The sequence below is a fragment of the Oerskovia turbata genome (assembly GCF_000718325.1).
GTDB classification, from domain to species: domain Bacteria; phylum Actinomycetota; class Actinomycetes; order Actinomycetales; family Cellulomonadaceae; genus Oerskovia; species Oerskovia turbata.
In genome coordinates, this window is record NZ_JOFV01000022.1 from 1 (window position 1) to 21,402 (window position 21,402).

The following is a 21,402-nucleotide window of genomic DNA, read 5'->3' on the forward strand; positions in this document are numbered from 1 at the left end:
CGCCCGCGCCTACGACCCCGCCCTGTACCGCCGACTACGCCGCACCACCCTGCACCAGATCTCCAACCTCCCCGGCAGACCCGGACGCCACCTGTCCGTCCTGGCCTACAAAGCCGCACAACGCGTCATCGGCTTCAACTGAGCCTGGTGGTCGCGAGGTAGGACGTCGCGCGCCGAGGGAGTGCGCAGCGTGGCTGTCCCGGCGGGTCCCCGGATGCCTCAGTGTCCTGACGAGTCCGGCGGCCCCAGGATCTCGAGCCGTCGCCGCTGGGGTCGGGACCGGCTTCCCTCGGGGACCGGGATCAGTGCCCGCACCACGAACCAGTCGGACTCGGTGCGCACGGTGAGCGACCCGCCGTAGCCCTCGACGACCTGACGCATGTTCCGCAGGCCGTACCCGTGGTTGAGGGCGTCGCGCTTGGTCGTCCGCGGGATCCCGTCGTCGAAGTCGAGGTCGCCCACGTGGTAGTTCTCGAAGCGGACCATGACGAGCGAGCTCTGCGTGTAGACCGCGACGCGCACGAGCCGGTTCTCCGGGTCGGGCAGGGCGGCCGTGCTCTCGATCGCGTTGTCGAGCGCGTTGCCGAAGAGCGCGCTCAGGCCCATGGCGTCCATGAAGGACAGGGCTGCACCGTCGACCACGCACGTCAGGGTGATCCCGAGCTCTGCGCACTGCGACGTCTTCGACGTGAGGATGGTGTCGAGCACGGGGTTCCCCGTCTCGACCTGGGACCCGTATCCCTGGATGCTCTCCTCGAGCTGGTCGAGGTACGTCGCCTTGGCCGCTGGGTCGCTCTCGGTCCGGATCGCGGTGACGAAGTGCTTGAGGTCGTGGTACTTGCGGTGCACGATGTCGATGTTCCGCTTGGACTGCAGGTACTGCTCGTGCTGCGAGCGCAGCATCCGGTTCATCGCCTCGACCTCGACCGCACGCTGGAGCTCGAGCCGCTGGCCCTGCTGGGCGTAGAGGGCGACGTACCCGGCGAGGTCCACGAGCGTGCGGATGTAGAAGATCTCGGGACCGAACTGCGCGCTGAACGGGGTGTTCGAGCTGACGAAGCTCACGTTGCTCATGAGGAACGTGACGACGGCGATCGCGGACGCGCTCAGCAGGCCGCGCCGGTCGACCTCGAGCTGCTGGTCGGGCGGGAAGTGGCGCCGCTCGATGAGGTAGGCCCCGGTGAACGCCGTGCCGTAGACCAGGACGAGCAGGCCCGCCTGGACCCCTGCGCCCGTGAACCCCTGGTCGACGGCGTAGCTGTAGAGCTGCCAGTGGAGCGAGGCGACGAGCTCGGCGAGCACGAAGGCCCGTGCCGTGAAGTAGCCTGCCTCGCGCGTCGACACGTCGGCACAGATCATGACCACGCTGTACATCGCGGTGACCGCCAGCGCCATGCCGAACGTCCACAGGGGGATCGGCAGCTCGTCCGCGAAGGACTGGACTGCCCACAGGAGCCCGAGCCCCAGCCCGAGCAGGAGGGCGAGGACGGGCGGCGTGAACCTCTTGCGCAGCAGCAGGATGTACACGAGGCACGCGGACCACTCGGCGAAGGCCGTGAAGCCGCGGGGGATGTCGGTGGGGACCTCCGCGGTGGCGGAGAGAACGTCCTGGATCACGCGACGCGTCCGCCGACGTGGTCGGCGAGCGCGTCGAGGAAGGCGCGCTTGCGCGGTCGGCTGATCTGGAGCTCGTCGCCGCCGAGCATGACGCACGTGCTCTGGTCGACCGCCAGGACGTGGCGCATGTTCACGAGGTAGCAGCTGTTGCTGCGGAAGAAGCCCTTGTCGGCGAGGTCGGTCTCGAAGGCCTTGAGGGTGCCGGTGAACGCGTAGGTCCGGTCGACGGCGTGGACGACGACCCGGTGCTTGATGCTCTCGATGTAGACGACGTCGAGGAGGTCCACCCGGGCGAGCGCACCGTTCACGGTGAGCATGAGCGAGTCGGTGCCGCTGCGCCGGACACGGTCGATGCTGCGGCGCAGCTCCTGGGAGAACGCGAACCAGGGGACGGGCTTGAGGAGGTAGCTCAGCGCGTCGACCTCGTAGCCGTGGATCGCGTACTGCGCCATGTTCGTGACGAAGACGATGACGACCCGCGAGTCGAGCGTGCGGATCTGCCGTGCGGTGTCGAGGCCGTCGAGGTCGTTCATCTGGACGTCGAGGAAGAGGATGTCGAAGTCGGGGCGGTAGCCGGTGACGAGCTCACGTCCGTCGGTGAAGGTACGGACGTCGAACGTCACGCCGTTCTCGACCTGGAAGCGGTCGAGGTGACCGAGCACGACGTCTCTGCTCGCTGACTCGTCATCGACGACACCGATGCGGATCATGCTGCCGAACCTCTTTCACGACGACCCCCGACGACCCCCCGGTTGACCCCCCAAGATACCAAGCGATACGGCGCCGAGATCGGCGCGAAACGGCGGTTTCGGGCACCGGGCGGCCCGGGTCCGGTCCTGCGGGCGAAGGTCACACCCGGTCGGCCATCATGCTCCTGCTCGGTTGCGGCAGCGGCTTGACCCAGCCCGCGAGCACGATGCTCAGGACGGTGGCCACCGTGATGGTGAGCAGCGCGTGCCGCCCGCCGATCGAGTCGGCGAGCAGGCCCAGGAGCGGCGGTGCCGTGAGCTGGCCGAACGAGATGAAGGACGTCACGACCGACACGCGTCCCGGGGCCCGCAGGGGGTCGTCCGACGCGGCGGCGATCGCGATGGGGTTGGCGAGCGCGGCCCCGCAGCCCCACAGCACGATGCCGAACCAGGCGAGCGGGAGCCCGGGGGCCAGGCCGAACAGGAGCAGCCCGACGAGGGCAGAGATCCCGGAGGCCCGCAGGATCGTGACGCGACCGAACCGGTCGATGAGTCCGGTCCCGGCGAAGCGGAAGACGGTCATGGCCGCGACGAACGTGCCGTAGGCCATGGCGCCGACGGCCTCGCGCACGGCGAAGCCGTCGACCATCGAGATCGAGAGCCAGTTGCCGGCCGATCCCTCGGATAGGGACGCGGCGAGCAGTACCAGGCCGATGAGCAGGGTGCGCGGCTCGCGCCACGCCGATAGGGCGTTGCGCAGCCCGGCACCACGACGCCTGGTCGGGCGCGGGGTCGCCTCGTCCGCGCCGTCGGGGGCCTGCCGGTCGGGGGCGAACACGGTCGCCGGGCCGATGAGGAAGGCGCGGGCGATCGCGACGAGGGTCGTGATGACGACGAGCTGGACCGCGATGTGGATCTGCGCCCAGGAGAAGGCGGCACCGACGAGCGCACCGGCGCCGGCGCCGATCGAGAAGGCCGCGTGGAAGTGGGGGAGGATCGCGCGGCCGACGCGCTGCTCGACCATGGCCCCGTTGAGGTTGATCGGCACGTTCATCAGGGCGCCGCTGACGCCGTTGGTGAACGCACCGACCGCGAAGATGCCGACGCTCCCGGTCGCCGTGCCCCACGCGACGAGCAGCAGCGCGACGAGGTTGACGACGGTGGCCGCGACGAGGGTCCGGCGGCTCCCGAACCGGGCGACGACCGCACCCGTGGACATGACGGCGAACAGTGCTCCGACGGCGCCGACGATGAGGATCAGGCCGAGCTGTGCCGAGGAGACCCCGAGCGCCTCGCGGATCGAGGGCAGTCGCGTCATCCAGCTCGTGCCCACGATGCCGAAGAGCGCGAAGAGCGCCATCAACGACCAGCGGGCGCGACCGACTGCAAGGTTTCCTGACATTCGGTGAACTCTATGCCGCGTGCGGCTGCGTCCTCACCGGGTTTCTGTGGGCGGGACGCCCGAGTCCGGCGGTGCGGCCCCGCCGTGCCTCGGCGGGTGCACGGGTCAGAGCAGCACGGTCCCGTCGATGCAGGTCACGGCGTCGCCGCCGACCCACACGGTGTCCGGGCGACCGTCGTCGTCGCCGACGCGGCGCACGTGGACGCGCCCGGCCCGCCCGAGCGCCGTGCCCTGGCTCGCGACGTACTCGGCGGGCACCAGGCCGTCGGGCTGGAGCCACTGCGCGACGACGGCGTTGAGGCTGCCTGTCACGGGGTCCTCGGGGATGCCCATGTCGAGCGCGTAGCCGCGTACCTCGACCGCGGCCCCGTCGGGGCCGTCGTAGCTCCCGTCCCCGAGCGCGGTGTACGGTCCGACGACGCCGATCGCCAGGTCGCCCAGCCCCGTGAAGTCGGGGTCGAGCGCGAGGACCTTCTCGGCCGAGCCGAGCAGGAGCACGCGCCAGCCCGGCCCGTTGTCGAGGAAGCGGTGGTCGACCACGTCGTGCGCGTCGAGCCCGAGCGCGCGCGTGATCGCGGCCAGCGTCGACAGGTCGACGGGCTCGTCCGTCAGGAGGTCGGGGGCCACGAAGGCGAGCCTGCCGCCCGGGGAGGCTGCGCCGTCGGGCAGGGCCGGCACGGCGTCCGTGGGGGAACGGCGCAGCGGGACCAGACCGATCCCGCACTCCTGGACCACGACCCCGGGCTCGCGCGGAGTGCCGCCCGCGGCGAGCCACGCGTGGCACGAGCCGAGCGTCGGGTGCCCGGCGAACGGGAGCTCGCCCGCGGGTGTGAAGATGCGCAGGCGGTAGTCGGCCCCGGCGGCCGCGCCCTCGGGGGAGGGCGGGAGGAGGAACGTCGTCTCGGACAGGTTGGTCCAGCGCGCGAACGCGGCCATCTGCTCGTCCCCCAGCCCGACGGCGTCGCGCACCACCGCGACCGGGTTGCCCCGGTAGGGGGTCGTCGTGAAGACGTCGACCTGCGAGAACGGGCGAAGGCGCGGTGGGTTGCTCACGTGTCCGACGCTACTGCCGTGCCCGTACCTCCGCCGCGGACCCCGGGTCCGCCGCGGGTCGGCGCGCCCGGGGTCTCAGGCGCTCGGCGGCTGGATCAGGTCCCACGGCGCGCCGTACAGGTCCTCGAAGACCGCGACCGTGCCGTAGGGCTCGTGCCGCGGCTCCTCCCGGAACGTCACGCCGTGCGCGAGCATGCGGGCGTGCTGGGCCGCGAAGTCGTCCGTGCGCAGGAAGAAGGCCACCTCGCCGCCCACCGGTCGGCCCACGCGGGCGCGCGCGTCGTCGGAGGTCGCCAGGGCGAGGACGAGCCCGGTGCCCGGGACGTCGTCGCCACCCGGACTCACGACGACGCGCCGCCACCCGCCCTCGAACGTCTCGTCCTGGCGGAGCGTGAAACCGAGCGCGTCCGTGAAGAAGGCGATGGCGTCGTCCAGGTCGTGCACCAGGTACGTGGCGTTCTCGAGGCTCAGCATGACGTGGAGCGTAGCCGTGCCCTGCCGGTGCGGGCGCCCCGACAGGGCACGGCGAGGCGGTCAGCCGAAGACGATCACCTGACGTGCCCCCTCGCGGCGGCGCATCGCGTCGAACGCTGCCGCGACGTCGTCGAGCGCGATCTCCTGGCTGACGATCGCGTCGATGGGCAGCTGCCCCTCGATCGCGTGGCGCACGAGGCGCGGGAACGCCGTGGACGGGACGGCCGAACCGTAGATCGAGGCCACGATGCGCGCTCCCGAGAAGACGAACTGGTAGGTGTCGAGCGCCGCGGTCGCGCCGGCCCGGGTGAGGCCGACCAGCGTGGTCGTGCCTCCCGGCCGGACGAGGCGCGTCGCGAGCTCGATCGTGGACGTCAGACCGATGGCCTCGATCACGTGGTCCGGGCCGTCGTCGCACAGCTCCCGGACGGCGGCGGTCGTCTGCGCGTCGTCCGTCGCCAGGACGCCGTGCGTGGCCCCGACCCGGAGAGCGAGGTCGAGCTTCGCCTGCTCGCGGTCGACGCCGATCACGCGCGACGCCCCGGCGAGCGCCGCGCCCATGACGGCGGAGAGGCCGACCCCGCCGAGCCCGATCACGACGACCTCGTCCCCGGGCTCGACGCCGGCCGTCCACAGCGCGGCGCCGACGCCGGTGGTGATGGCGCACCCGACGAGCGACGCCTGGGTCGCGGGCAACCGGGGATCGACGCGGACCGCGGCCTCGGCCGCCACGACCTGGTGCGTCGACATGGTCCCGATCCCGCAGTGGATGCCGAGCGGGGTGCCGTCGGTGCGGCGGACCCGGACCTGGTCCGGGGACGTGCGGTGGTCGCCCCCGACCGGCGCCGCGCACAGGTGCCCGTCACCGTCGGCGCACCGGGCGCAGCGGCCGCACGGGGCGGTCCACGCCAGGACCACGCGGTCCCCCACGCGGGGGTCCTCCGGGTGTCGACCGACCCCCGGGCCGAGGGCCACGACGATGCCGGCGCCCTCGTGGCCCATGACGAGCGGGCTCGGCAGGTCCCAGTCGTCGTCGAGGATGTGCAGGTCCGAGTGGCACACGCCGCTCGCGAGCATCCGTACCGCGACCTCGCCCGGGCCGGGTGGGTCGAGCACGACGTCCTCGATGCTCAGGCCCTTGCCGGGACCGTTCCAGACCACGGCTCTGGCCGGGAAGGGAGCGGTGTAGTCGTCCGCGGGGTGCGTGTCGGGGGTCGTGCCGGTCCGTGCGAGCGTCATGCGGTCTCCAGGGTGAGGTGGTGGGAGCGGGTCACGCGTGGTGCAGCGTCGCCCAGTGCTCCTGGGGGAAGGACGTCGTGGTGTCGCCGAGCTGCAACGCGCGGAACGTCGCCTCGGCGGCCTGCTCGAGGTTGAGGGCGCGGCGGTAGGCCATGGCGATGTCGGGGCCGACGGCCGAGCAGCCGTGGAAGCCCTGGATCACGCAGTCGTGCGTCGCGGCCTCGGCCGCCGCGCTGTCGGCGAGCTCGTCCGAGCCGTTCGGGAAGTAGGGCGTGCGGCCGACCGACTTCACGTAGTACGCGTGGTCGAGCGTGAACAGGCGGATCTCGTGCCCCAGCGCGTCGAGCAGCACCGCGTACTGCGGGTGGACGTGGATCACGGAGCCCGCGTCGGGGCGCGCCAGATAGGTGCGCTGGTGCAGCTTCCACTCCGACGAGGGCCGGGGCGAGCCGCCGACGACCTCGCCGTCGAGCGTCATGACGGTGAAGTCGGCGGGGGTGAGCCTGTCGAGGAACGTCCCCGAGCCCGTCACGGCGAACACGTCGCCCCCCGGGAGGCGCGCGGAGAGGTTGCCTCCGCTGGCCAGGACGAGGCCCTTGTCGACGGCGTCGTGTCCGACGTCGCACAGCTCCAGGACGAGGTCGTCGAGCGTGGTCATGGTGGTTCCTTCCGTCGTGCGTCGGTGACTGCGTGCCCGACGCGGGTGCAGGGTCAGGCGCGGGCGGTGGCGGCGAGGACGTCGGGGTTGGCGATCGTCGCGGGACGCCCGCCGTCGAGCCACGTCAGCAGGCCGTCGGCGGCGATGCGCGAGTGCTCGGCGACGACGTCGTCGGACGCGCCCCCGATGTGCGGCGTGAGCGTCACGCTGTCGAGCGCCAGGAGGGGGTGGTCCGCCGGGACCGGCTCGGTCCAGAAGACGTCGAGCCCGGCGCCCGCGAGGCGTCCCTCCTGCAGGGCGGCGACGAGCGCGTCCTCCTCGACGACCGCAGCGCGACCTGCGTTGACGAGGTACGCGTCGGGGCGCATGAGGCGCAGCTCGCGGTCTCCGAGGAGCCCGATCGTGCTCTCGGCGAGGGGCACGTGGACGGTCACGACGTCGGACCGGGACAGGACCTCGTCGAGCGTGGTGACCGTGGCCTCGTCCCCGAACGCGTCGGCGGCGAGGAACGGGTCGTAGACGAGGACGTCCATGCCGAACGCGCGGGCGCGGCGCAGGACGCGACGGCCGATCGCCCCGCCCCCGAGGATGCCGAGGGTCCGGCCCGCGAGCTGGATGCCGCGGAACCGGGAGTAGGGCTCGAAGACGTCGTCGGGCGACCACGCGCCGCTGCGCAGCCAGCGCTCGGCCTCGCCCGCGTGCCGGACGGTCATGAGCATCAGGGTGAAGGCGAGGTCTGCCGTGACCTCGGCGTTGCGTGCGGGTGTCGTGAGAACGGCGATGCCGCGTTCCGTGCACGCGGCGACGTCGACGTTGACCGGGTTGGCGCGGCACGAGACGACGACCCGCAGCCCCGGTGCCTTGTCGAGCGTCGCCGTGTCGACGACGTCGAGCTCGGCGACGATCACGGTCGCGGTCGCGAGCAGGTCGTCGATGCCGCGCTCGGCGAGCGAGCCGCCGTCGAGCGACGGCTGGACGACGTCGACGGCGAAGTGCTCGCCGAGCGACTCGGCACGAGCGGCGTCGAAGGGCGCTGTCACGAGCAGGTGCGGGGTGGTCGGGGCGGTCATGGGAGCTCCTTGTCGTGGTTCGCCGTCGTGCGGGAGGTGCCCGACGGCGGGCGGGCGACGACCGTGTGCGCGGGTCGTTCCCGCCGGGTCGCTTCCTGGTCGATCTGGTGGGAGGCCTGGCGCAGGTCGCGCAGCGAGGCCCAGTGGTGACGGTTCGCCTCACGGACCGCGGTGAACACCGTGGCCTGAGCGTCGTGCAGCGTGCGGAGACGAGGGTCCGGCTCGAACCGGTGCGTGTCGGTGCCCAGCCGTCCGGTCGCGGCGCGCAGGTCCGGGGCGCGACCGGTCGCGACGAGGACGAGGGCGGCCACGCCTCGCACGCCCAGCTCGGCGACGGTGGAGCGCTCGACGGGACGACCCGTGACGTCGGCGACGATCTCGCACACGAGCGAGGACTGGGCGCCGCCGCCGCACAGGCGCACGGTGGCGTCGTGGTCGACGCCGAGGAGGTCCATGCACTCCCGCAGCGAGAGGGCGATCCCCTCGTAGACCGCGCGAAGCAGCTGGCCGGGTGTCGTGCGGACCGAGAGGTTGAGCCACGCGGCCGACGCGTCGGTGTCGACGAACGGGGCACGTTCGCCGCTGACCCCGGCGTAGGGGAGGTAGAGGACGCCGCCTGCGCCGGCGGGTTCGGCCCGCACGATCCGTGCGACGTCCTCCCAGTCGAGCGAGTCGAGCCCGGTGACCTGCCGGGCCCAGTCGAGGTTCGGGGTCCCGTTCATGGGGGCGAGGCACTCGACGACGTGGTCCGACTCGCCGAGCGCGACCGTGATGACGGGCAGGTCGGCCGGAGCACGCGGACCGTCCTGGACGGCACCCACGAACGCCGTGGTGCCGAGGATCGCGTAGACCTGCCCGGGGTCGATGACCCCGAGCCCGACGCCACCGGCGGGGGTGTCGACCATGCCCGTGGCGACGGGCAGGCCGACCGGTAGCCCGGTCTCCCGCGCGGCGGCCGCGGTGACGTGCCCGGCGACGGTTCCCGGGGGGAGCAGCGGCGGCAGCAGTCGCTCGAACCGTTCGTGGCCGAGCCCGGCCAGGAGTCTGGGCGAGTACGTGCCCTGCGCCACGTCGAGGTACGTGCGTGAGGCCTCGGACGGGTCGGTCGCCCGCCGGCCCGTGAGCCGGAAACGGATCCAGTCCTTGCAGTTGAGGTGGGTCGCGGCTGAGCGCACGAGCCCGGGGTCGTTCTCCTCCAGCTCTTCGAGGAGGACGGGCAGGGCGCCGGGGAACAGCGCAGACCCCGTGATCTCCCGGACGAGCGCGCCGCGGCCGTCGCGCCCCCACGCGGCGACCCGAGGCGCGGCGCGTCCGTCGAGCCAGAGCAGAGCGGGGCCGACGGGCCTGCCGTCCTCGTCGACGAGCCACGCGCCGTCACCCTGCCCGGTCACGGCTGCTCCGATGAGCTCGACGTCACCCGCCTCGTCGCACGCGGCGCAGATCGTGGCGGCGACGGCAGACCAGACCTCGTCCATGTCCTGCTCGGCCCGGTCGGGGCGGGGGCGACGGATGCGGACGGTGGACCGCGAGGATCCCAGCACCTCCCCGTCGAGCGAGAGGACGACGGACTTGACGGAGGTGGTCCCGGCGTCGATGCCGAGGACGGCAGGCGTACGAGTCATGCCCGATCATCTTCCCTTCGGGGGTCGCGGCGCGGGCTCAACGACCCACGACCGTGCTGTCGACCGCGGTGGTCCCGGGGCCCGAGGTGGTGGTCCGGGGGTCGTCGTCCGCGCTCGCTCCGAGGGTCGCGCCGTCGGAGGCCCCTGGGAGGTGGTCCGCAGCCTCGATGCCGGGTTCGCGCAGCAGGAACGTCAGGAACAGGCCGACGACGTAGAAGCCCGCGAGGATCCAGACGACAGGAGCGACGCCCAGCGGGACCACGAGGGCGGCGACCGCAGGCCCGACGAAGTTCGACAGCCCTGCGCCGAGGTTCAGGACCGCGACGGCGGCCGCCTTGTTCTGGGGCGCGAGGAGCGGCACCACGGCGGACAGCGGGACGTACATGCCGAGCGCCAGCCCGTAGACGATGCCGAGCGCCATGATCACCGGGAAGTTCGCACCCAGGCCCTGCGGCACGTAGTAGAAGCCGAGCACCGTGATGGCGGTCGCGAGACCACCGCCCCAGGCGATGACGTTGATGCGGCCGAACCTGTCCGACGCGTATCCGGAGACGAGGTTGGCGGCCACGTTGGCGAGCAGCATGGTTCCCCAGATCGAGGACCACTGCGCCTGGGTGAAGCCGACGGTGCCGACCATGTAGACGCCCAGGAACACCGCGAACGAGTAGTAGGAGATGGTGTTGATGAGGCGGACGGCGCCGCCCACCGCGACCTTCGGGCGGTCCCGCATGATCGTGATGCTCCGGACGAGGCCCTTGACCGTCTCCTCGCGGCTGATCTTGTGGGCTCCCGAGCGGGTGCGGACGAGCAGCGCGACCATCACGGTGGCGACGACGACGAAGGCGAGCGCCGACCAGAGCGTCCCGAGCGACCCCAGGGGGTCGATGGCGCCTGCGACGAAGTACCCGCTGATGACACCGAGGCCCATCGCGTTGAAGAACCAGTACCAGCCGACGGCCTTGCCCATGACGGCGTTGGGGGTCTCCATGGTGACCCAGACGAGGAAGCCGTACGCGAAGAAGGGGTAGCCGATGGCGCGGACGGCGTACGCGAAGACCATCACGGGGTAGTTGCCGGGCATGACGCCGAACGCGAGGAAGACGACCTCGAACACGATCCAGACGGCTGCCCCGAGCAGCATGACGCGGCGGGGGCCCCACGCTTCGGCGAGGGCTCCTGCGAGCCAGGCGGAGACGGCGACGACGATGCCGTAGGCGCTGAAGAGGCCCGCGACCTGTCCGGCGCTGAATCCGCCCTCGGTCAGATAGTTGGACAGGAAGCTGAGCTCGATCCCGTCGCCGACCATGAAGAGCATGAGGGCGACGAACCCCCAGGCGAGCGGTCGGGAGATCCCTTGAGAGGTGAGGAAGCGGGCGAACGCTCCGCCGGCTGGTGCTTCGACACTGGACATGCGACTCCTCCTTGAGTCATGTACATTTGTTCATGTGAACGAACGGTGGTTCAACCATTGTGAGCCAACTTCGCGTCGTGTCAAGACCGGTCGGGCGTGCCGACCCGGCAGGAGGTGCCTGCCGACGGGTGTCGTCGCAGGTGAGATAGCCTGAGGGCACCCGGCGAACGGAGGTGCGTGGATGCGAACGGATGATCACCAGATGATCGGACGCGTCGCGCGCCTCTACTACGAGCACGGGCTCACGCACGCGGAGATCGCGTCGATGCTCGACGTGTCCCGGATCAAGGTCACGCGCATGCTCGCCGACGCCCGGCGCCGCGGGATCGTCGAGATCACGGTCCACAGCGACGAACGGCCCTTCGCCGACCTGGAGGAAGCGCTCGTCGAGCGCTTCGGGCTCCAGAGCGCCTGGGTCAGCCCGTCGGGGAGGTCCGACGACGACCGCGCCGCCGCCTCGCTCGCGCTCTCGGGCGCCGACGCCCTCGGCGCGGTGCTGCCGCGCGCCCGACGCGTCGCCGTCGGGCTCAGCCGCTCGGTCGCAGCGAGCATCGCGCAGCTCCGGCCGCTCGAGCTGCCCGAGCTCGAGATCCTCCCTCTCGCGGGCAGCCGAGCCGGCCGCGCCAACGGCGCCGACCCCCACGAGCTCGTCACCTCGCTCGCGCACGTCACCGGCGGCACCCCCTTCCACCTGCCCGCCCCGCTCATCGCGGCCGGCCCCGACGCCGCAGCAGCCGTCCGCGAGGACCCCGACACCAGAGCGGTGCTCGAGGCCGCGGCCGCAGCCGACGTCCTGGTCGTCGGGATCGGCGGTAACCAGCGTGCTGCCCAGGCCCTGCGGAGATGGATCACCGAGAGCGAGTTCGAGGCGCTGCGCGACCTCGGAGCCGTCGGCGACGTCTCGGCACGCTTCTTCGACGCCGACGGCAACACGGTCCACGGTGAGGTGGACGAACGTGTCGTGAGCCTGACGCTCGACGAGCTGCGCTCGATCGACGTCCGGGTCGCCATGGCCGGTGGCCCCGAGAAGCGCGACGCGCTGTTCACCGCCCTCGCCTGCGGGCTGGTCAACGTCGTCGTGACCGACGTCGACAGCGCGACGGACCTGTTGGAGCGCACGGCGCCCAGCGCCCGGACGGCCTGACGGCTCGCTCCGAGGGCTCCGCGAGGCGTGGCGGTGCCAGGACCGGCACCGCCACGCCCCGCGCGCCCCAGGGTGCGCACCCGGGTCAGACCTCGCGCAGGACCTCGCGCGCGAACTTCGCGGACCGCTCGCGCAGACCCTCGATGCGACGCTCGACCAGGCCCGCGGGGTCCTGACCTGCTTCGACGACGGTCGGCTTGCGGCGGACGTTCTTCGAGCACTCGAACGTCGTGCAGATCAGGGTGCCGATCGTGTCGCCGTTGCGCCCGGCCGCACCGGCCCGGCGCACGACGTACAGCGACACGTCGTCGGTCGCGACGACGTCCTCGCACCACGCGCACACCGCGCGGCGGCGCGACGCCGCACCCTCGGGGGCGCGCAGCGCGAGCCCGACCAGCGTGTCGTCGACAGGCACGACCGCGTAGGCGCGCAGCGGCGCCTTGCGGTCGACCCAGCCCAGGTAGTCGAGGCGGTCCCAGCGGAGGTCCGCGAGGTCGGACGGGAGGGTCAGCTGCGAGGACTCGCGGCGCGAGGCGTTCACGAAGGACGCGCGGATCTGCTTCTCGGTCAGGGGGATCATGGTTCTACGGCTCTCGTGCAGGAGGGGGCCGTCCCGCCCGCAGCGGCCCAGGACCGACAGGTCGGGCGGGGGCGGAGGACGGCACGTCGGGGTACGCCGGTGGTCGCGAGGACCCACCGGGGAGGGGACCCGCCGAGGTACGCCGATCGTCCGGTGAGCCTCGAAGGTTCACCGGTGGGTGGCGCCGTCGGGCGTCAGGCGTGCTGGGCGGGCCTGCGGCCCGCGCCCGAGCAGGCCAGGACGGCCGCCCCGCTTCCTCGCTGCATGAAAGATGCGCTCCCGATCAGTGGCCGGGGCTCGTCCCACGGCACAGCTCACCGTCGATCGTACGCCCGGGCACCCGTATCTCCCACGAGAATTCTGGGGAGGTGCTGCGGAGGCGGGTCGCCGCCCATGCACGTGACGACGACCCGCCCGCTGCGCAGGGTCTATCGCTTGCGCACCTTCGCGGTGGTCTCGGCTGCCTTCTCGCGCTTCTGTGCGCGCTTGTCCTTCAGGGAAAGCGACGGCTGCTTCTTGTCGTTCTTGGCCATGTGGCTCACCTCCTTCCAGCCTGCAGGTGAACCGGCCACCATAGCCAAGACCCACAGGAAGTCCAGTCCGGCGTCGGGACGCGCCGAGGAACCACCGCGGAGGCCGTGAAAGGAGGCGTGGGGCCCCCGCGACCCCCTTCAGGAACGCGGACCCCTCAGGAACGCGAGCCCTTCAGGACCGCGCGCCCGACGACGACCCACCCTGCGGCGTGACCCCCTCGACGAGGACCAGCTCGTGACCGTCCGGGTCGAGCACGTGCGCGAAGGACTGCCCGCTCGTCGCGTCGGTCGTCACGGGGACGTGAGGCGTGACGCCCAGGACCGCGAGCCGCGCGACCGTGCCACCCAGGTCGTCGACGTACAGGACGAGGGCGGGGGCGCCGTCGGACCCGCCAGGAGACGTCCCGTCCTCGACACCGAAGAGCCACAGCCCCGGGTCGGGGACGTCGCCCGGGCCCACGTGCAGCAGCCGGAAGCCGTCAGGGCTCGCGTCGTGCAGCGTGCGGAACCCGAAGGCGTCCGCGTAGAACGCCGCCGAGGCGTCGAGGTCGCGGGACGTCAGGACGAGTCGACCGATCCGTACGCTCATGCCCCCACCGTAGGGGAACGGCCGGCCAGGGGACAGGGCCGGCTTCCGGGCGCTCGCGGCCGCGTCCCGGCGTAGCGTGACGGCATGACGGACGGCCCCACGGGCGGCGCGACACCCGCTCACCTCCTGCATCACGCCCTGGCCGACCTGTGGCGAACGGTCCGGCGGGCCGACCTCGCGATCGTCTACTGCTCCGTGGTGCTGCTCGTCGCGATCGTGCTGTGGATGCTGCCCGAGGGCACGCGGGACCAGGTGTACGAGGACACGAGCACCAACCTCGCAAACCTGCGCGACCGCCCGATCTCGGTGCTGCTCGCGAGCGCCTTCGTCATCTCCTCGCCGAGCGAGGTGCTCCTGGTGCTCCAGCTCCTCGTGGTCCTGGCCTACGCGCAGCGCTTCGTCGGGCGGCTCGCGTCGCTCGCGGTGGGGTTCATGGGGCACGTCGGCGCGACGGTGTTCACGGCCATGGTCCTGACGACCGGGATCTTCCACGGCTTCGTGAACCCGAGCGTCGCGACCGTCGACGACGTCGGCGTCAGCTACGTCATGGCGACCGTCATGGGCTTCCTGAGCGTCGTCGTGCCGAGGCGCTGGCGCTGGTGGTGGGTCGCGTTCGTCGTCGTCTACTGGGTGGGGCCGGGCCTCGTCGTGCGGAACTTCACCGCGGTCGGGCACACGACGGCGCTCGTCGTCGGGCTCACGGTCGCGTTCGTCGCGGGCCGGACCCGGCAGGCGGCCGGGTGGTCGGGGGACGTCCCGGGGCGGCGGTGACGGAGCCGCTCGACGGGTCGTCGGACCGGACGAGAGCCCGCACGGGACGCGGCCGGGACGTCCCCGGGAGATCAGGCCTTGCGCCGCACCGAGGGCGCACCGGGCGTGAGCCCGGCGACGAGGTTGAACGCCCCGGTGAGGAGGTTGAGCGCGACGACGCCGACGACGTCGACGATCTCGCGGTCGCTGTAGCCGTGGTGCCGGAGGGTGTCGACCTGCTCGTCGGTGATCGACGTCGGGTCGCGGTAGACCTGGACGCCGAAGGCGACGATCGCGGCGACCGCGGGATCGGCGGACCAGCCGTCGTGGGCCAGCGCGATCTCGTCCTCTCCGGCTCCGAGGGCCCGAGCGGCCCCGACGTGCGACGCGAGGCACAGGCCGCAGCCCTGCTGCGCCTGGACGGCGATCGAGACGAGCTCGCTGGTCCTGCGGTCCAGCTTGGCGCGCCTCATGGCACGGCTGAGCTGCAGGTATCCACCGAGCACGGCCGGGGAGTGCGCCATCGTCGAGACCATGTCACCCACGCTGCCGTGGCGGTCCACGAGCTCGGCGAGCAGGTCCTTCGAGGCGCCCACGGTGGTCTCCGGGGTCAGGCGGGAAAGGCGGGGCACAGCAGTCTCCTTCACGTCGAGGGGAACGGAACGGGGCGGTGGGTCCGGTGCCGGGTCCGCCAGGCAGGAGCGCCTGGCGGACCCGGGCGGTCACCGAGGAGCGGTCAGCCGGCGTCGGACGCGACACGGACCTCTGACGGGACCCGACCGTCCGATGCGGCCGGGCTGCCTGCGGCCCGGCTGGTGCGGCGGGCCAGCGCCACGGCGTCCGAGGGGATCACGAGGGTCGGGCGGGTGGCGTGGTGCAGGACGCTGGCCGAGGTGCTGCCGAGCAGGGTCGCCCTGAGGCCACGTCGGCCGCGGGAGCCGAGCACGATCAGGTCGACGTCGAGCTCTTCTGCGGCCTCGACGATGGCCTCGGCGGCCGTGGCCATCGTCGAGGAGACGTGGGGCTCGGCGACCAGCCCGAGGTCGCGGGCGACCTGCGCGCCGTCGGAGGCGATCCGCTCCGACACGTCGAGCGCCGCGGCGTCGAGGCCCTGCAGCTGCTCGAGCGCGGGGTGGCCCTCGAGGTGGGCCGCGAACCCCTCCATGGGCTGACGGGCGTAGAGCAGGACCGCGGTGGCGCCGGGGAAGAGCCCGGCGACGGTCTGCATCGCGCTGTGCGCGTTGGGCGATCCGTCGTAGGCGATGAGCAGGCGGGGAGTGGACATGGGTGTTTCCCTTCGAGGTGGTGGTGAGGGAGCCGGTCGGGACCGGGCTCCGTGCGGCTAGCGGCCGATCGACGTGTCCGTCGCGGCGGCGGGCACCCGGGGCCTCGACATCGCGACGGCGGTCACGATCGCTCCGACGAGGGCGAGGATCCCCGCCCCGACGAACGCGGCCGAGTAGCCCTGCGTGAGCTCGACCCGCGAAGGATCGGTGCCGGACACGACGTAGACGATGGCCGTGAGCGCCGCGAGCCCGAGCGCGGACCCGATCTGGTAGCTCGTGCTCACGAGCCCCGACGCGACGCCCGTCTCGGCCGCCGGTGCGGCGTTGATCGCCGTGCCGAGCGAGGGGACGAACGCGAGGGACATGCCGAGCGCGGCCAGGAGTGAGGCGGGCAGGACGTCGACGGCGTAGCTGCCGTCAGGCCGGACGAACGAGAGCCAGACGAGCCCGGCCGCGAGCAGCAGGAGGCCCGTCACGATGAGGGACTTCGCGCCGAACCTCTCCTGGAGCCGGGGAGCCAGCGCGAGCATGACGAGGACGACGAGCCCGGTCATCGGCAGGAGCGCGGCGCCGGCGGCGAAGGCGCTCGCGCCGAGGACCTGCTGCAGGTACAGGTTCAGGAAGAACCACATCGAGACCCACGCAGCACCCAGCAGGAGCTGTGCACCGTTCGCGGCGCCGAGCAGGGGTGCACGCAGCAGACCGAGACGGAGCAGGGGGTTGCGGCTGCGCGCCTGGATGACGAAGAAGATCACGAGCAGGACGATGCCCGCGGCCAGGGCGCCGAGCGTGGGCAGCGTGAGCCAGCCGACCTCCGGGGCGTTGACGACGGCGTAGACGACGGCTGCGAGCCCTGCCGTCACGGTGAGCGCACCCGCGATGTCGATCGACCCCGACGCCTTCTTCTCGGTGCGGGGGAGGGTCGACGCGGTGAACGCGAGCACGAGGACCGCGATCGGCACGGTGACGTAGAAGACCCAGGGCCAGCTCGCGTACTCGGTGAGGACTCCGCCGAGGAAGACTCCGGCGCTGCCTCCGACCGGTGCGGCCGCGCCGTAGACGGCGAAGGCCTTCGGAAGGTCACGTGTGCCGCCGAAGAGCATCATCAGCAGGGTCAGCGCGGCGGGTGCGATCATCGCCGAACCAGCCCCCTGGATCGCGCGGCCGGTGATCTCGAGCCCGATGGTGCTCGCGGCTCCCGCGAGGACCGACCCGACGATCAGCACGAGCCAGCCGAGCACGAAGATCTTGCGCGCACCGAAGACGTCGGCGAGGCGTCCTCCGAGCAGGAGCAGGCCACCGAAGGCGACCACGTAGGCGTTGAACACCCAGGACAGGGACTCCGGTGTGAAGCCCAGGTCTCTCTGGATGTCCGGCAGGGCGACGCCGATGATCGAGGTGTCCATGATGACGACGAACTGTGCCGTGGCGATGAGCGCGAGGCCGAGCCACCGCTTCGCCGGCGACAGTGGTGGATGGGTAGACATGAGATCTCCTCCTGAGGGACGGCCGGCACGCCCGGCGTCGGCAAAAGGTATACCCATGGGGGGTATGGGTGTCAAGACCGCCTGAACCCGTTGGCATGCTTTGTGGCGCCTCGAAGGTCCGTACCCCGTAGGGGTATGAGTGGACGCGCCTGGTCGGAAACTCGGGCGACTCGCCTGGCCCCTCGCCCTGAGCAGGGGGCCATGCTTGCGCGATACCCCCTTGGGGTATATGTTCGAGAGAGAGATACCCGGTGGGGGTATCAAGTCTCACGAGAGGAAGGCTCCGCCATGGCCACGAACGAGTACCAGGTGACGGGCATGACGTGCGGGCACTGCGAGCTGTCGATCCGCGAGGAGGTCGGACAGGTCGCCGGGGTCGAGGACATCCAGGTCAGCGCGCAGACGGGACGGCTCGTGGTGACGGGCCCCGTCGACGACGCGCAGGTCCTGGCCGCCGTCGAGGAGGCCGGCTATTCGGCGGTGCGGTCCGCATGAGGACGGGCGCACGACTGACCCTCTACGGCCTCGGGCTCGTGGTGGCCTTCGGCGGCGCGTTCGGCGTCGCCGGAGCCGTCGTGCCCGAGAGCACCGTCGCCGACTGGACCGAAGGGAGCGAGATGAACGAGCACGGAGAAGGACACGGTGCGGCGAGCACCGGAGCGGCGGGGGGTGCTGCGAGCGGCGTGAAGGGCCTCGCGCTCGGGGTCGACGGGTTCGCCCTGTCGTCCGTCGACGCACCCGCGGGGGTCGGCGAGCCCGGGGAGCTGAGCTTCCAGGTCCAGGACCACGCGGGCGCTCCGGTGACGCAGTACACGACCGCGCACGAGAAGGACCTGCACCTGATCGTCGTCCGGACGGACGGCAGCCAGTTCCGGCACGTCCACCCCGTGCTGGACGAGACCTCGGGCACCTGGTCGATCCCCTGGGAGTGGGCCGCGGCGGGCAGCTACCGCGTCTTCGCGGACTTCACGCCCGCGGGTGCGGGCGAGTCCTCCCGTACGGTGACCCGCACGGTCCAGGTGGCCGGGGGCTTCGTGCCCGTCGAGCAGCAACCGACCCGGACCGCCCAGGTCGACGGCTACACCGTGACCGTCGACGGCGAGCTGGCGGCGGGCGCCTCGAGCGGCCTCACGTTCACGGTCACCCGCGACGGCGAGCCCGTCACGGCCCTGGAGCCGTACCTGGGAGCGTTCGGCCACCTCGTCGCCCTGCGCGACGGGGACCTCGCCTACCTGCACATCCACGCCGACGGCGCGGACCCGGAGGCCGGTCAGACGGCCGGGCCGGACGTCGCCTTCGCCGCCGAGGCCCCGACCGCGGGCCGCTACCTGCTGTACCTGGACTTCCAGGTCGACGGCCAGGTCCACACCGCCGAGCTCGTGCTCGACGCCGCTCCCGGCGCCGACCCCACGGACCCCGAGGGCGGAACGCACCCGGAGGGGCACTGACCGAGAGGTCGGGCCCTTTCCCACCAGCCGAGAGAAGGAACTGCACATGAGCACATCAGCGCCTCCGGGCGTGATCACGGGCGTCGAGCTGGAGATCGGCGGCATGACCTGCGCCTCCTGCGCCATGCGGATCGAGAAGAAGCTGAACAAGCTCGACGGCGTGGTCGCGACCGTGAACTACGCGACCGAGAAGGCCAAGGTGACGGTCCCGGACGGGTACGACCCGGCGCTGCTGATCGCCGAGGTCGAGAAGACCGGGTACACCGCCGCGCTGCCCGTGCCCAAGGGAGCGAAGAAGGACGGTGGGTCGGACGGCGGGGGTGAGGGTGAGGACCCCGAGCTGACCTCGCTGCGCAACCGGCTGATCGGCGCGATCGTGCTGACCGTTCCGGTCATCGCGATGGCCATGGTCCCGGCGTGGCAGTTCACCTACTGGCAGTGGGCCTCGCTCGCGCTGGCCGCTCCCGTGATCGTGTGGGCGGCGTGGCCGTTCCACAAGGCGGCGTGGGCGAACCTCAAGCACGGCACCGCGACGATGGACACGCTCATCTCCATGGGGACGTCCGCCGCGTTCCTGTGGTCGCTGTACGCGCTGTTCTTCGGCACGGCGGGCACCCCCGGCATGACGCACCCGTTCGAGTTCGCTCTGGCGCCCTCCGACGGTGCGGCGAACATCTACCTCGAGGTGGGTGCCGGGGTCACGATGTTCATCCTCGCCGGCCGGTACTTCGAGAAGCGCTCCAAGAAGCAGGCCGGTGCGGCGCTGCGCGCGCTGCTCGAGCTCGGCGCGAAGGAGGTCTCGGTCCTGCGCGGCGACGTCGAGACGAAGATCCCCGTCGAGGACCTGCAGGTCGGTGACGAATTCGTCGTCCGCCCGGGCGAGAAGATCGCCACGGACGGCGTGGTCGTGACGGGCACGTCCGCCGTCGACGAGTCGATGCTCACGGGGGAGTCGGTGCCGGTCGAGGTCTCCGCGGGAGACACCGTCACCGGTGCCACGACGAACGCGGGCGGTCGGCTCGTGGTCCGTGCGACCCGGATCGGGTCGGACACGCAGCTCGCGCAGATGGCCAGGCTCGTCGAGGACGCTCAGACCGGCAAGGCCGAGGTGCAGCGCCTGGCCGACAGGATCTCGGGCGTGTTCGTGCCGATCGTGATCGTGATCGCGGCCGCCGCCCTCGGGGGCTGGTTGGGCGCGGGGTTCCCCGTGAGCGCGGCCTTCACCGCAGCGGTCGCCGTCCTCGTGATCGCCTGCCCCTGCGCACTGGGGCTGGCGACGCCCACCGCGCTCCTGGTCGGCACCGGCCGCGGCGCGCAGATGGGCGTGCTCATCAAGGGCCCGGAGGTGCTCGAGTCCACCCGCAAGATCGACACCGTCGTGCTGGACAAGACCGGCACCGTCACGACCGGCAAGATGACGCTCGTCGACGTGGTCGTGGAGCCGGGCACGGACCGCACGGAGCTGCTCCGACTCGCCGGCGCGCTCGAGGACGCCTCGGAGCACCCGATCGCGCAGGCGATCGCCAAGGGGGCGACGCAGGAGGTCGGCGCACTGCTCACGCCCGAGGACTTCGCGAACATCGAGGGCAAGGGCGTGCAGGGCGTCGTCGACGGGCACGCCGTCCTGGTGGGCCGCGAGTCGCTGCTCGCCGAGTGGTCCCAGGAGCTGAGCCCCGAGCTGGCCGCCACGAAGGCGCGCGCCGAGGGCGAGGGCAAGACCGTCGTCGCGGTGGGCTGGGACGGCCGGGCACGAGGCATCCTCGTCGTGGCCGACACGGTCAAGCCGACGAGCGCCGAGGCGATCGCACAGCTCAAGGCGATCGGACTGACCCCCGTGCTCCTCACCGGTGACAACGAGGCCGTCGCCCGGCAGATCGCCGCGGAGGTGGGCATCGACGAGGTCATCGCCGAAGTGCTCCCCAAGGACAAGGTCGACGTCGTCACCCGGCTCCAGGCCGAGGGGAAGGTCGTCGCGATGATCGGCGACGGCGTCAACGACGCCCCGGCCCTCGCCCAGGCCGACCTCGGCCTCGCCATGGGCACCGGTGCGGACGTCGCGATCGAGGCGTCCGACATCACCCTGGTGCGCGGCGACCTGCGTAGCGCGGTCGACGCGATCCGCTTGTCCCGCAAGACGCTCGGAACGATCAAGACCAACCTGTTCTGGGCCTTCGCCTACAACGTCGCGGCCATCCCCGTCGCGGCGCTCGGCATGCTCAACCCCATGCTCGCAGGGGCTGCGATGGCGCTGTCGAGCGTCTTCGTCGTGGGCAACAGCCTGCGCCTGCGCGGGTTCCGGAGCGTCGCCAGGTCATGACGCCCCCGGAACTCACACCACCACCCACAGAAG

General features: G+C 72.0%; 20 protein-coding genes. 5 read left to right on the plus strand and 15 right to left on the minus strand.

All coding sequences use genetic code 11. The features are described 5' to 3' along the window. Window positions 1–219 precede the first annotated feature (219 nt). From IE95_RS0117455 to IE95_RS0117500, 10 genes are all read right to left on the minus strand, one after another. Window positions 220–1,617 carry an ATP-binding protein gene (locus IE95_RS0117455; RefSeq protein ID WP_051703264.1) on the minus strand — a complete coding sequence of 466 codons (1,398 nt, stop codon included), beginning with the start codon at window positions 1,615–1,617 and terminating at the stop codon, window positions 220–222. Further along, complete coding sequence (locus IE95_RS0117460; RefSeq protein WP_030153299.1) at window positions 1,614–2,327, minus strand: LytR/AlgR family response regulator transcription factor; 714 nt, start codon at window positions 2,325–2,327, stop codon at window positions 1,614–1,616. Before IE95_RS0117460 ends, IE95_RS0117455 begins: the two co-directional genes overlap by 4 nt. Window positions 2,328–2,466: 139 nt before the next feature. Then, the gene (locus tag IE95_RS0117465) at window positions 2,467–3,708 is read right to left on the minus strand and encodes an MFS transporter (RefSeq protein WP_051703265.1); all 1,242 of its coding nucleotides are present in this window, start codon (window positions 3,706–3,708) and stop codon (window positions 2,467–2,469) included. Between the two features lie 105 nt (window positions 3,709–3,813). Further along, the gene (locus IE95_RS0117470) at window positions 3,814–4,761 is read right to left on the minus strand and encodes a PhzF family phenazine biosynthesis protein (protein WP_030153303.1); all 948 of its coding nucleotides are present in this window, start codon (window positions 4,759–4,761) and stop codon (window positions 3,814–3,816) included. A 75-nt stretch (window positions 4,762–4,836) separates the two neighbouring features. Next, the gene (locus tag IE95_RS0117475) at window positions 4,837–5,235 is read right to left on the minus strand and encodes a VOC family protein (RefSeq protein WP_030153304.1); all 399 of its coding nucleotides are present in this window, start codon (window positions 5,233–5,235) and stop codon (window positions 4,837–4,839) included. A gap of 60 nt (window positions 5,236–5,295) precedes the next feature. After that, window positions 5,296–6,474 carry a zinc-binding dehydrogenase gene (locus IE95_RS0117480; RefSeq protein ID WP_051703266.1) on the minus strand — a complete coding sequence of 393 codons (1,179 nt, stop codon included), beginning with the start codon at window positions 6,472–6,474 and terminating at the stop codon, window positions 5,296–5,298. 31 nt (window positions 6,475–6,505) lie between these two features. Further along, a complete protein-coding gene (locus IE95_RS0117485) occupies window positions 6,506–7,132 on the minus strand; it encodes a class II aldolase/adducin family protein (protein ID WP_030153307.1) in 627 nt (208 codons plus the stop codon). 53 nt (window positions 7,133–7,185) lie between these two features. Continuing rightward, window positions 7,186–8,202, minus strand: coding sequence for an NAD(P)-dependent oxidoreductase (locus IE95_RS0117490; RefSeq protein WP_051703267.1), 1,017 nt, complete (start codon window positions 8,200–8,202; stop codon window positions 7,186–7,188). Then, window positions 8,199–9,824, minus strand: coding sequence for an FGGY-family carbohydrate kinase (locus IE95_RS0117495; protein WP_051703268.1), 1,626 nt, complete (start codon window positions 9,822–9,824; stop codon window positions 8,199–8,201). Before IE95_RS0117495 ends, IE95_RS0117490 begins: the two co-directional genes overlap by 4 nt. 37 nt (window positions 9,825–9,861) lie before the next feature. Then, entirely contained in the window at window positions 9,862–11,235 is a 1,374-nt protein-coding gene (locus IE95_RS0117500) for an MFS transporter (RefSeq protein WP_084690395.1), read from the minus strand. A 202-nt stretch (window positions 11,236–11,437) separates the two neighbouring features. On the opposite strand from IE95_RS0117500, the gene IE95_RS19855 reads away from it, so the two are divergent. Continuing rightward, window positions 11,438–12,379: a sugar-binding transcriptional regulator gene (locus tag IE95_RS19855; protein ID WP_030153315.1), complete on the plus strand. Its 942-nt coding sequence runs from the start codon at window positions 11,438–11,440 to the stop codon at window positions 12,377–12,379. An 85-nt stretch (window positions 12,380–12,464) separates the two neighbouring features. On the opposite strand, the gene IE95_RS0117510 is transcribed toward IE95_RS19855, so the two are convergent. Beyond that, window positions 12,465–12,959, minus strand: a complete 495-nt coding sequence (locus IE95_RS0117510) for an FBP domain-containing protein (protein ID WP_030153317.1) — start codon at window positions 12,957–12,959, stop codon at window positions 12,465–12,467. 705 nt (window positions 12,960–13,664) lie between these two features. Next, complete coding sequence (locus tag IE95_RS0117520; protein ID WP_030153319.1) at window positions 13,665–14,081, minus strand: VOC family protein; 417 nt, start codon at window positions 14,079–14,081, stop codon at window positions 13,665–13,667. A gap of 84 nt (window positions 14,082–14,165) precedes the next feature. On the opposite strand from IE95_RS0117520, the gene IE95_RS0117525 reads away from it, so the two are divergent. After that, window positions 14,166–14,852 carry a rhomboid-like protein gene (locus IE95_RS0117525; protein ID WP_030153321.1) on the plus strand — a complete coding sequence of 229 codons (687 nt, stop codon included), beginning with the start codon at window positions 14,166–14,168 and terminating at the stop codon, window positions 14,850–14,852. A 71-nt stretch (window positions 14,853–14,923) separates the two neighbouring features. Here the strand turns inward: IE95_RS0117525 and IE95_RS0117530 are convergent, their stop codons facing one another. From IE95_RS0117530 to IE95_RS0117540, 3 genes are all read right to left on the minus strand, one after another. Continuing rightward, entirely contained in the window at window positions 14,924–15,463 is a 540-nt protein-coding gene (locus IE95_RS0117530) for a carboxymuconolactone decarboxylase family protein (RefSeq protein WP_030153323.1), read from the minus strand. A gap of 104 nt (window positions 15,464–15,567) precedes the next feature. Continuing rightward, on the minus strand, window positions 15,568–16,116 hold the full coding sequence (locus IE95_RS0117535) for a universal stress protein (RefSeq protein ID WP_051703269.1): 549 nt from the start codon (window positions 16,114–16,116) through the stop codon (window positions 15,568–15,570). Between the two features lie 57 nt (window positions 16,117–16,173). Further along, window positions 16,174–17,604 (minus strand): MFS transporter, encoded by a 1,431-nt coding sequence (locus tag IE95_RS0117540; RefSeq protein ID WP_030153327.1) that lies wholly within the window; start codon window positions 17,602–17,604, stop codon window positions 16,174–16,176. A 288-nt stretch (window positions 17,605–17,892) separates the two neighbouring features. Here IE95_RS0117540 and IE95_RS0117545 point away from each other — a divergent pair, with 288 nt between their 5' ends. The 3 genes from IE95_RS0117545 to IE95_RS0117555 are packed head-to-tail and all read left to right on the plus strand — an operon-like array spanning window position 17,893 to window position 21,369. After that, window positions 17,893–18,099, plus strand: coding sequence for a heavy-metal-associated domain-containing protein (locus IE95_RS0117545; RefSeq protein ID WP_030153329.1), 207 nt, complete (start codon window positions 17,893–17,895; stop codon window positions 18,097–18,099). Continuing rightward, on the plus strand, window positions 18,096–19,052 hold the full coding sequence (locus IE95_RS0117550; RefSeq protein WP_030153331.1) for a hypothetical protein: 957 nt from the start codon (window positions 18,096–18,098) through the stop codon (window positions 19,050–19,052). Before IE95_RS0117545 ends, IE95_RS0117550 begins: the two co-directional genes overlap by 4 nt. 46 nt (window positions 19,053–19,098) lie before the next feature. Then, the gene (locus IE95_RS0117555) at window positions 19,099–21,369 is read left to right on the plus strand and encodes a heavy metal translocating P-type ATPase (protein ID WP_030153333.1); all 2,271 of its coding nucleotides are present in this window, start codon (window positions 19,099–19,101) and stop codon (window positions 21,367–21,369) included. The last annotated feature ends 33 nt before the right edge of the window (window positions 21,370–21,402 follow it).

Coding starts and splice junctions, on each gene's coding strand:
- IE95_RS0117480 (WP_051703266.1), bottom strand. CDS start 6,474: ATGACGCTCGCACGGACCGGCACGACCCCCGACACGCACCCCGCGGAC.
- IE95_RS0117485 (WP_030153307.1), bottom strand. CDS start 7,132: ATGACCACGCTCGACGACCTCGTCCTGGAGCTGTGCGACGTCGGACAC.
- IE95_RS0117465 (WP_051703265.1), bottom strand. CDS start 3,708: ATGTCAGGAAACCTTGCAGTCGGTCGCGCCCGCTGGTCGTTGATGGCG.
- IE95_RS0117510 (WP_030153317.1), bottom strand. CDS start 12,959: ATGATCCCCCTGACCGAGAAGCAGATCCGCGCGTCCTTCGTGAACGCC.
- IE95_RS0117525 (WP_030153321.1), top strand. CDS start 14,166: ATGACGGACGGCCCCACGGGCGGCGCGACACCCGCTCACCTCCTGCAT.
- IE95_RS0117545 (WP_030153329.1), top strand. CDS start 17,893: ATGGCCACGAACGAGTACCAGGTGACGGGCATGACGTGCGGGCACTGC.
- IE95_RS0117490 (WP_051703267.1), bottom strand. CDS start 8,202: ATGACCGCCCCGACCACCCCGCACCTGCTCGTGACAGCGCCCTTCGAC.
- IE95_RS0117535 (WP_051703269.1), bottom strand. CDS start 16,116: ATGTCCACTCCCCGCCTGCTCATCGCCTACGACGGATCGCCCAACGCG.
- IE95_RS0117460 (WP_030153299.1), bottom strand. CDS start 2,327: ATGATCCGCATCGGTGTCGTCGATGACGAGTCAGCGAGCAGAGACGTC.
- IE95_RS0117555 (WP_030153333.1), top strand. CDS start 19,099: ATGAGCACATCAGCGCCTCCGGGCGTGATCACGGGCGTCGAGCTGGAG.
- IE95_RS0117475 (WP_030153304.1), bottom strand. CDS start 5,235: ATGCTGAGCCTCGAGAACGCCACGTACCTGGTGCACGACCTGGACGAC.
- IE95_RS19855 (WP_030153315.1), top strand. CDS start 11,438: ATGATCGGACGCGTCGCGCGCCTCTACTACGAGCACGGGCTCACGCAC.
- IE95_RS0117500 (WP_084690395.1), bottom strand. CDS start 11,235: ATGTCCAGTGTCGAAGCACCAGCCGGCGGAGCGTTCGCCCGCTTCCTC.
- IE95_RS0117550 (WP_030153331.1), top strand. CDS start 18,096: ATGAGGACGGGCGCACGACTGACCCTCTACGGCCTCGGGCTCGTGGTG.
- IE95_RS0117520 (WP_030153319.1), bottom strand. CDS start 14,081: ATGAGCGTACGGATCGGTCGACTCGTCCTGACGTCCCGCGACCTCGAC.
- IE95_RS0117495 (WP_051703268.1), bottom strand. CDS start 9,824: ATGACTCGTACGCCTGCCGTCCTCGGCATCGACGCCGGGACCACCTCC.
- IE95_RS0117540 (WP_030153327.1), bottom strand. CDS start 17,604: ATGTCTACCCATCCACCACTGTCGCCGGCGAAGCGGTGGCTCGGCCTC.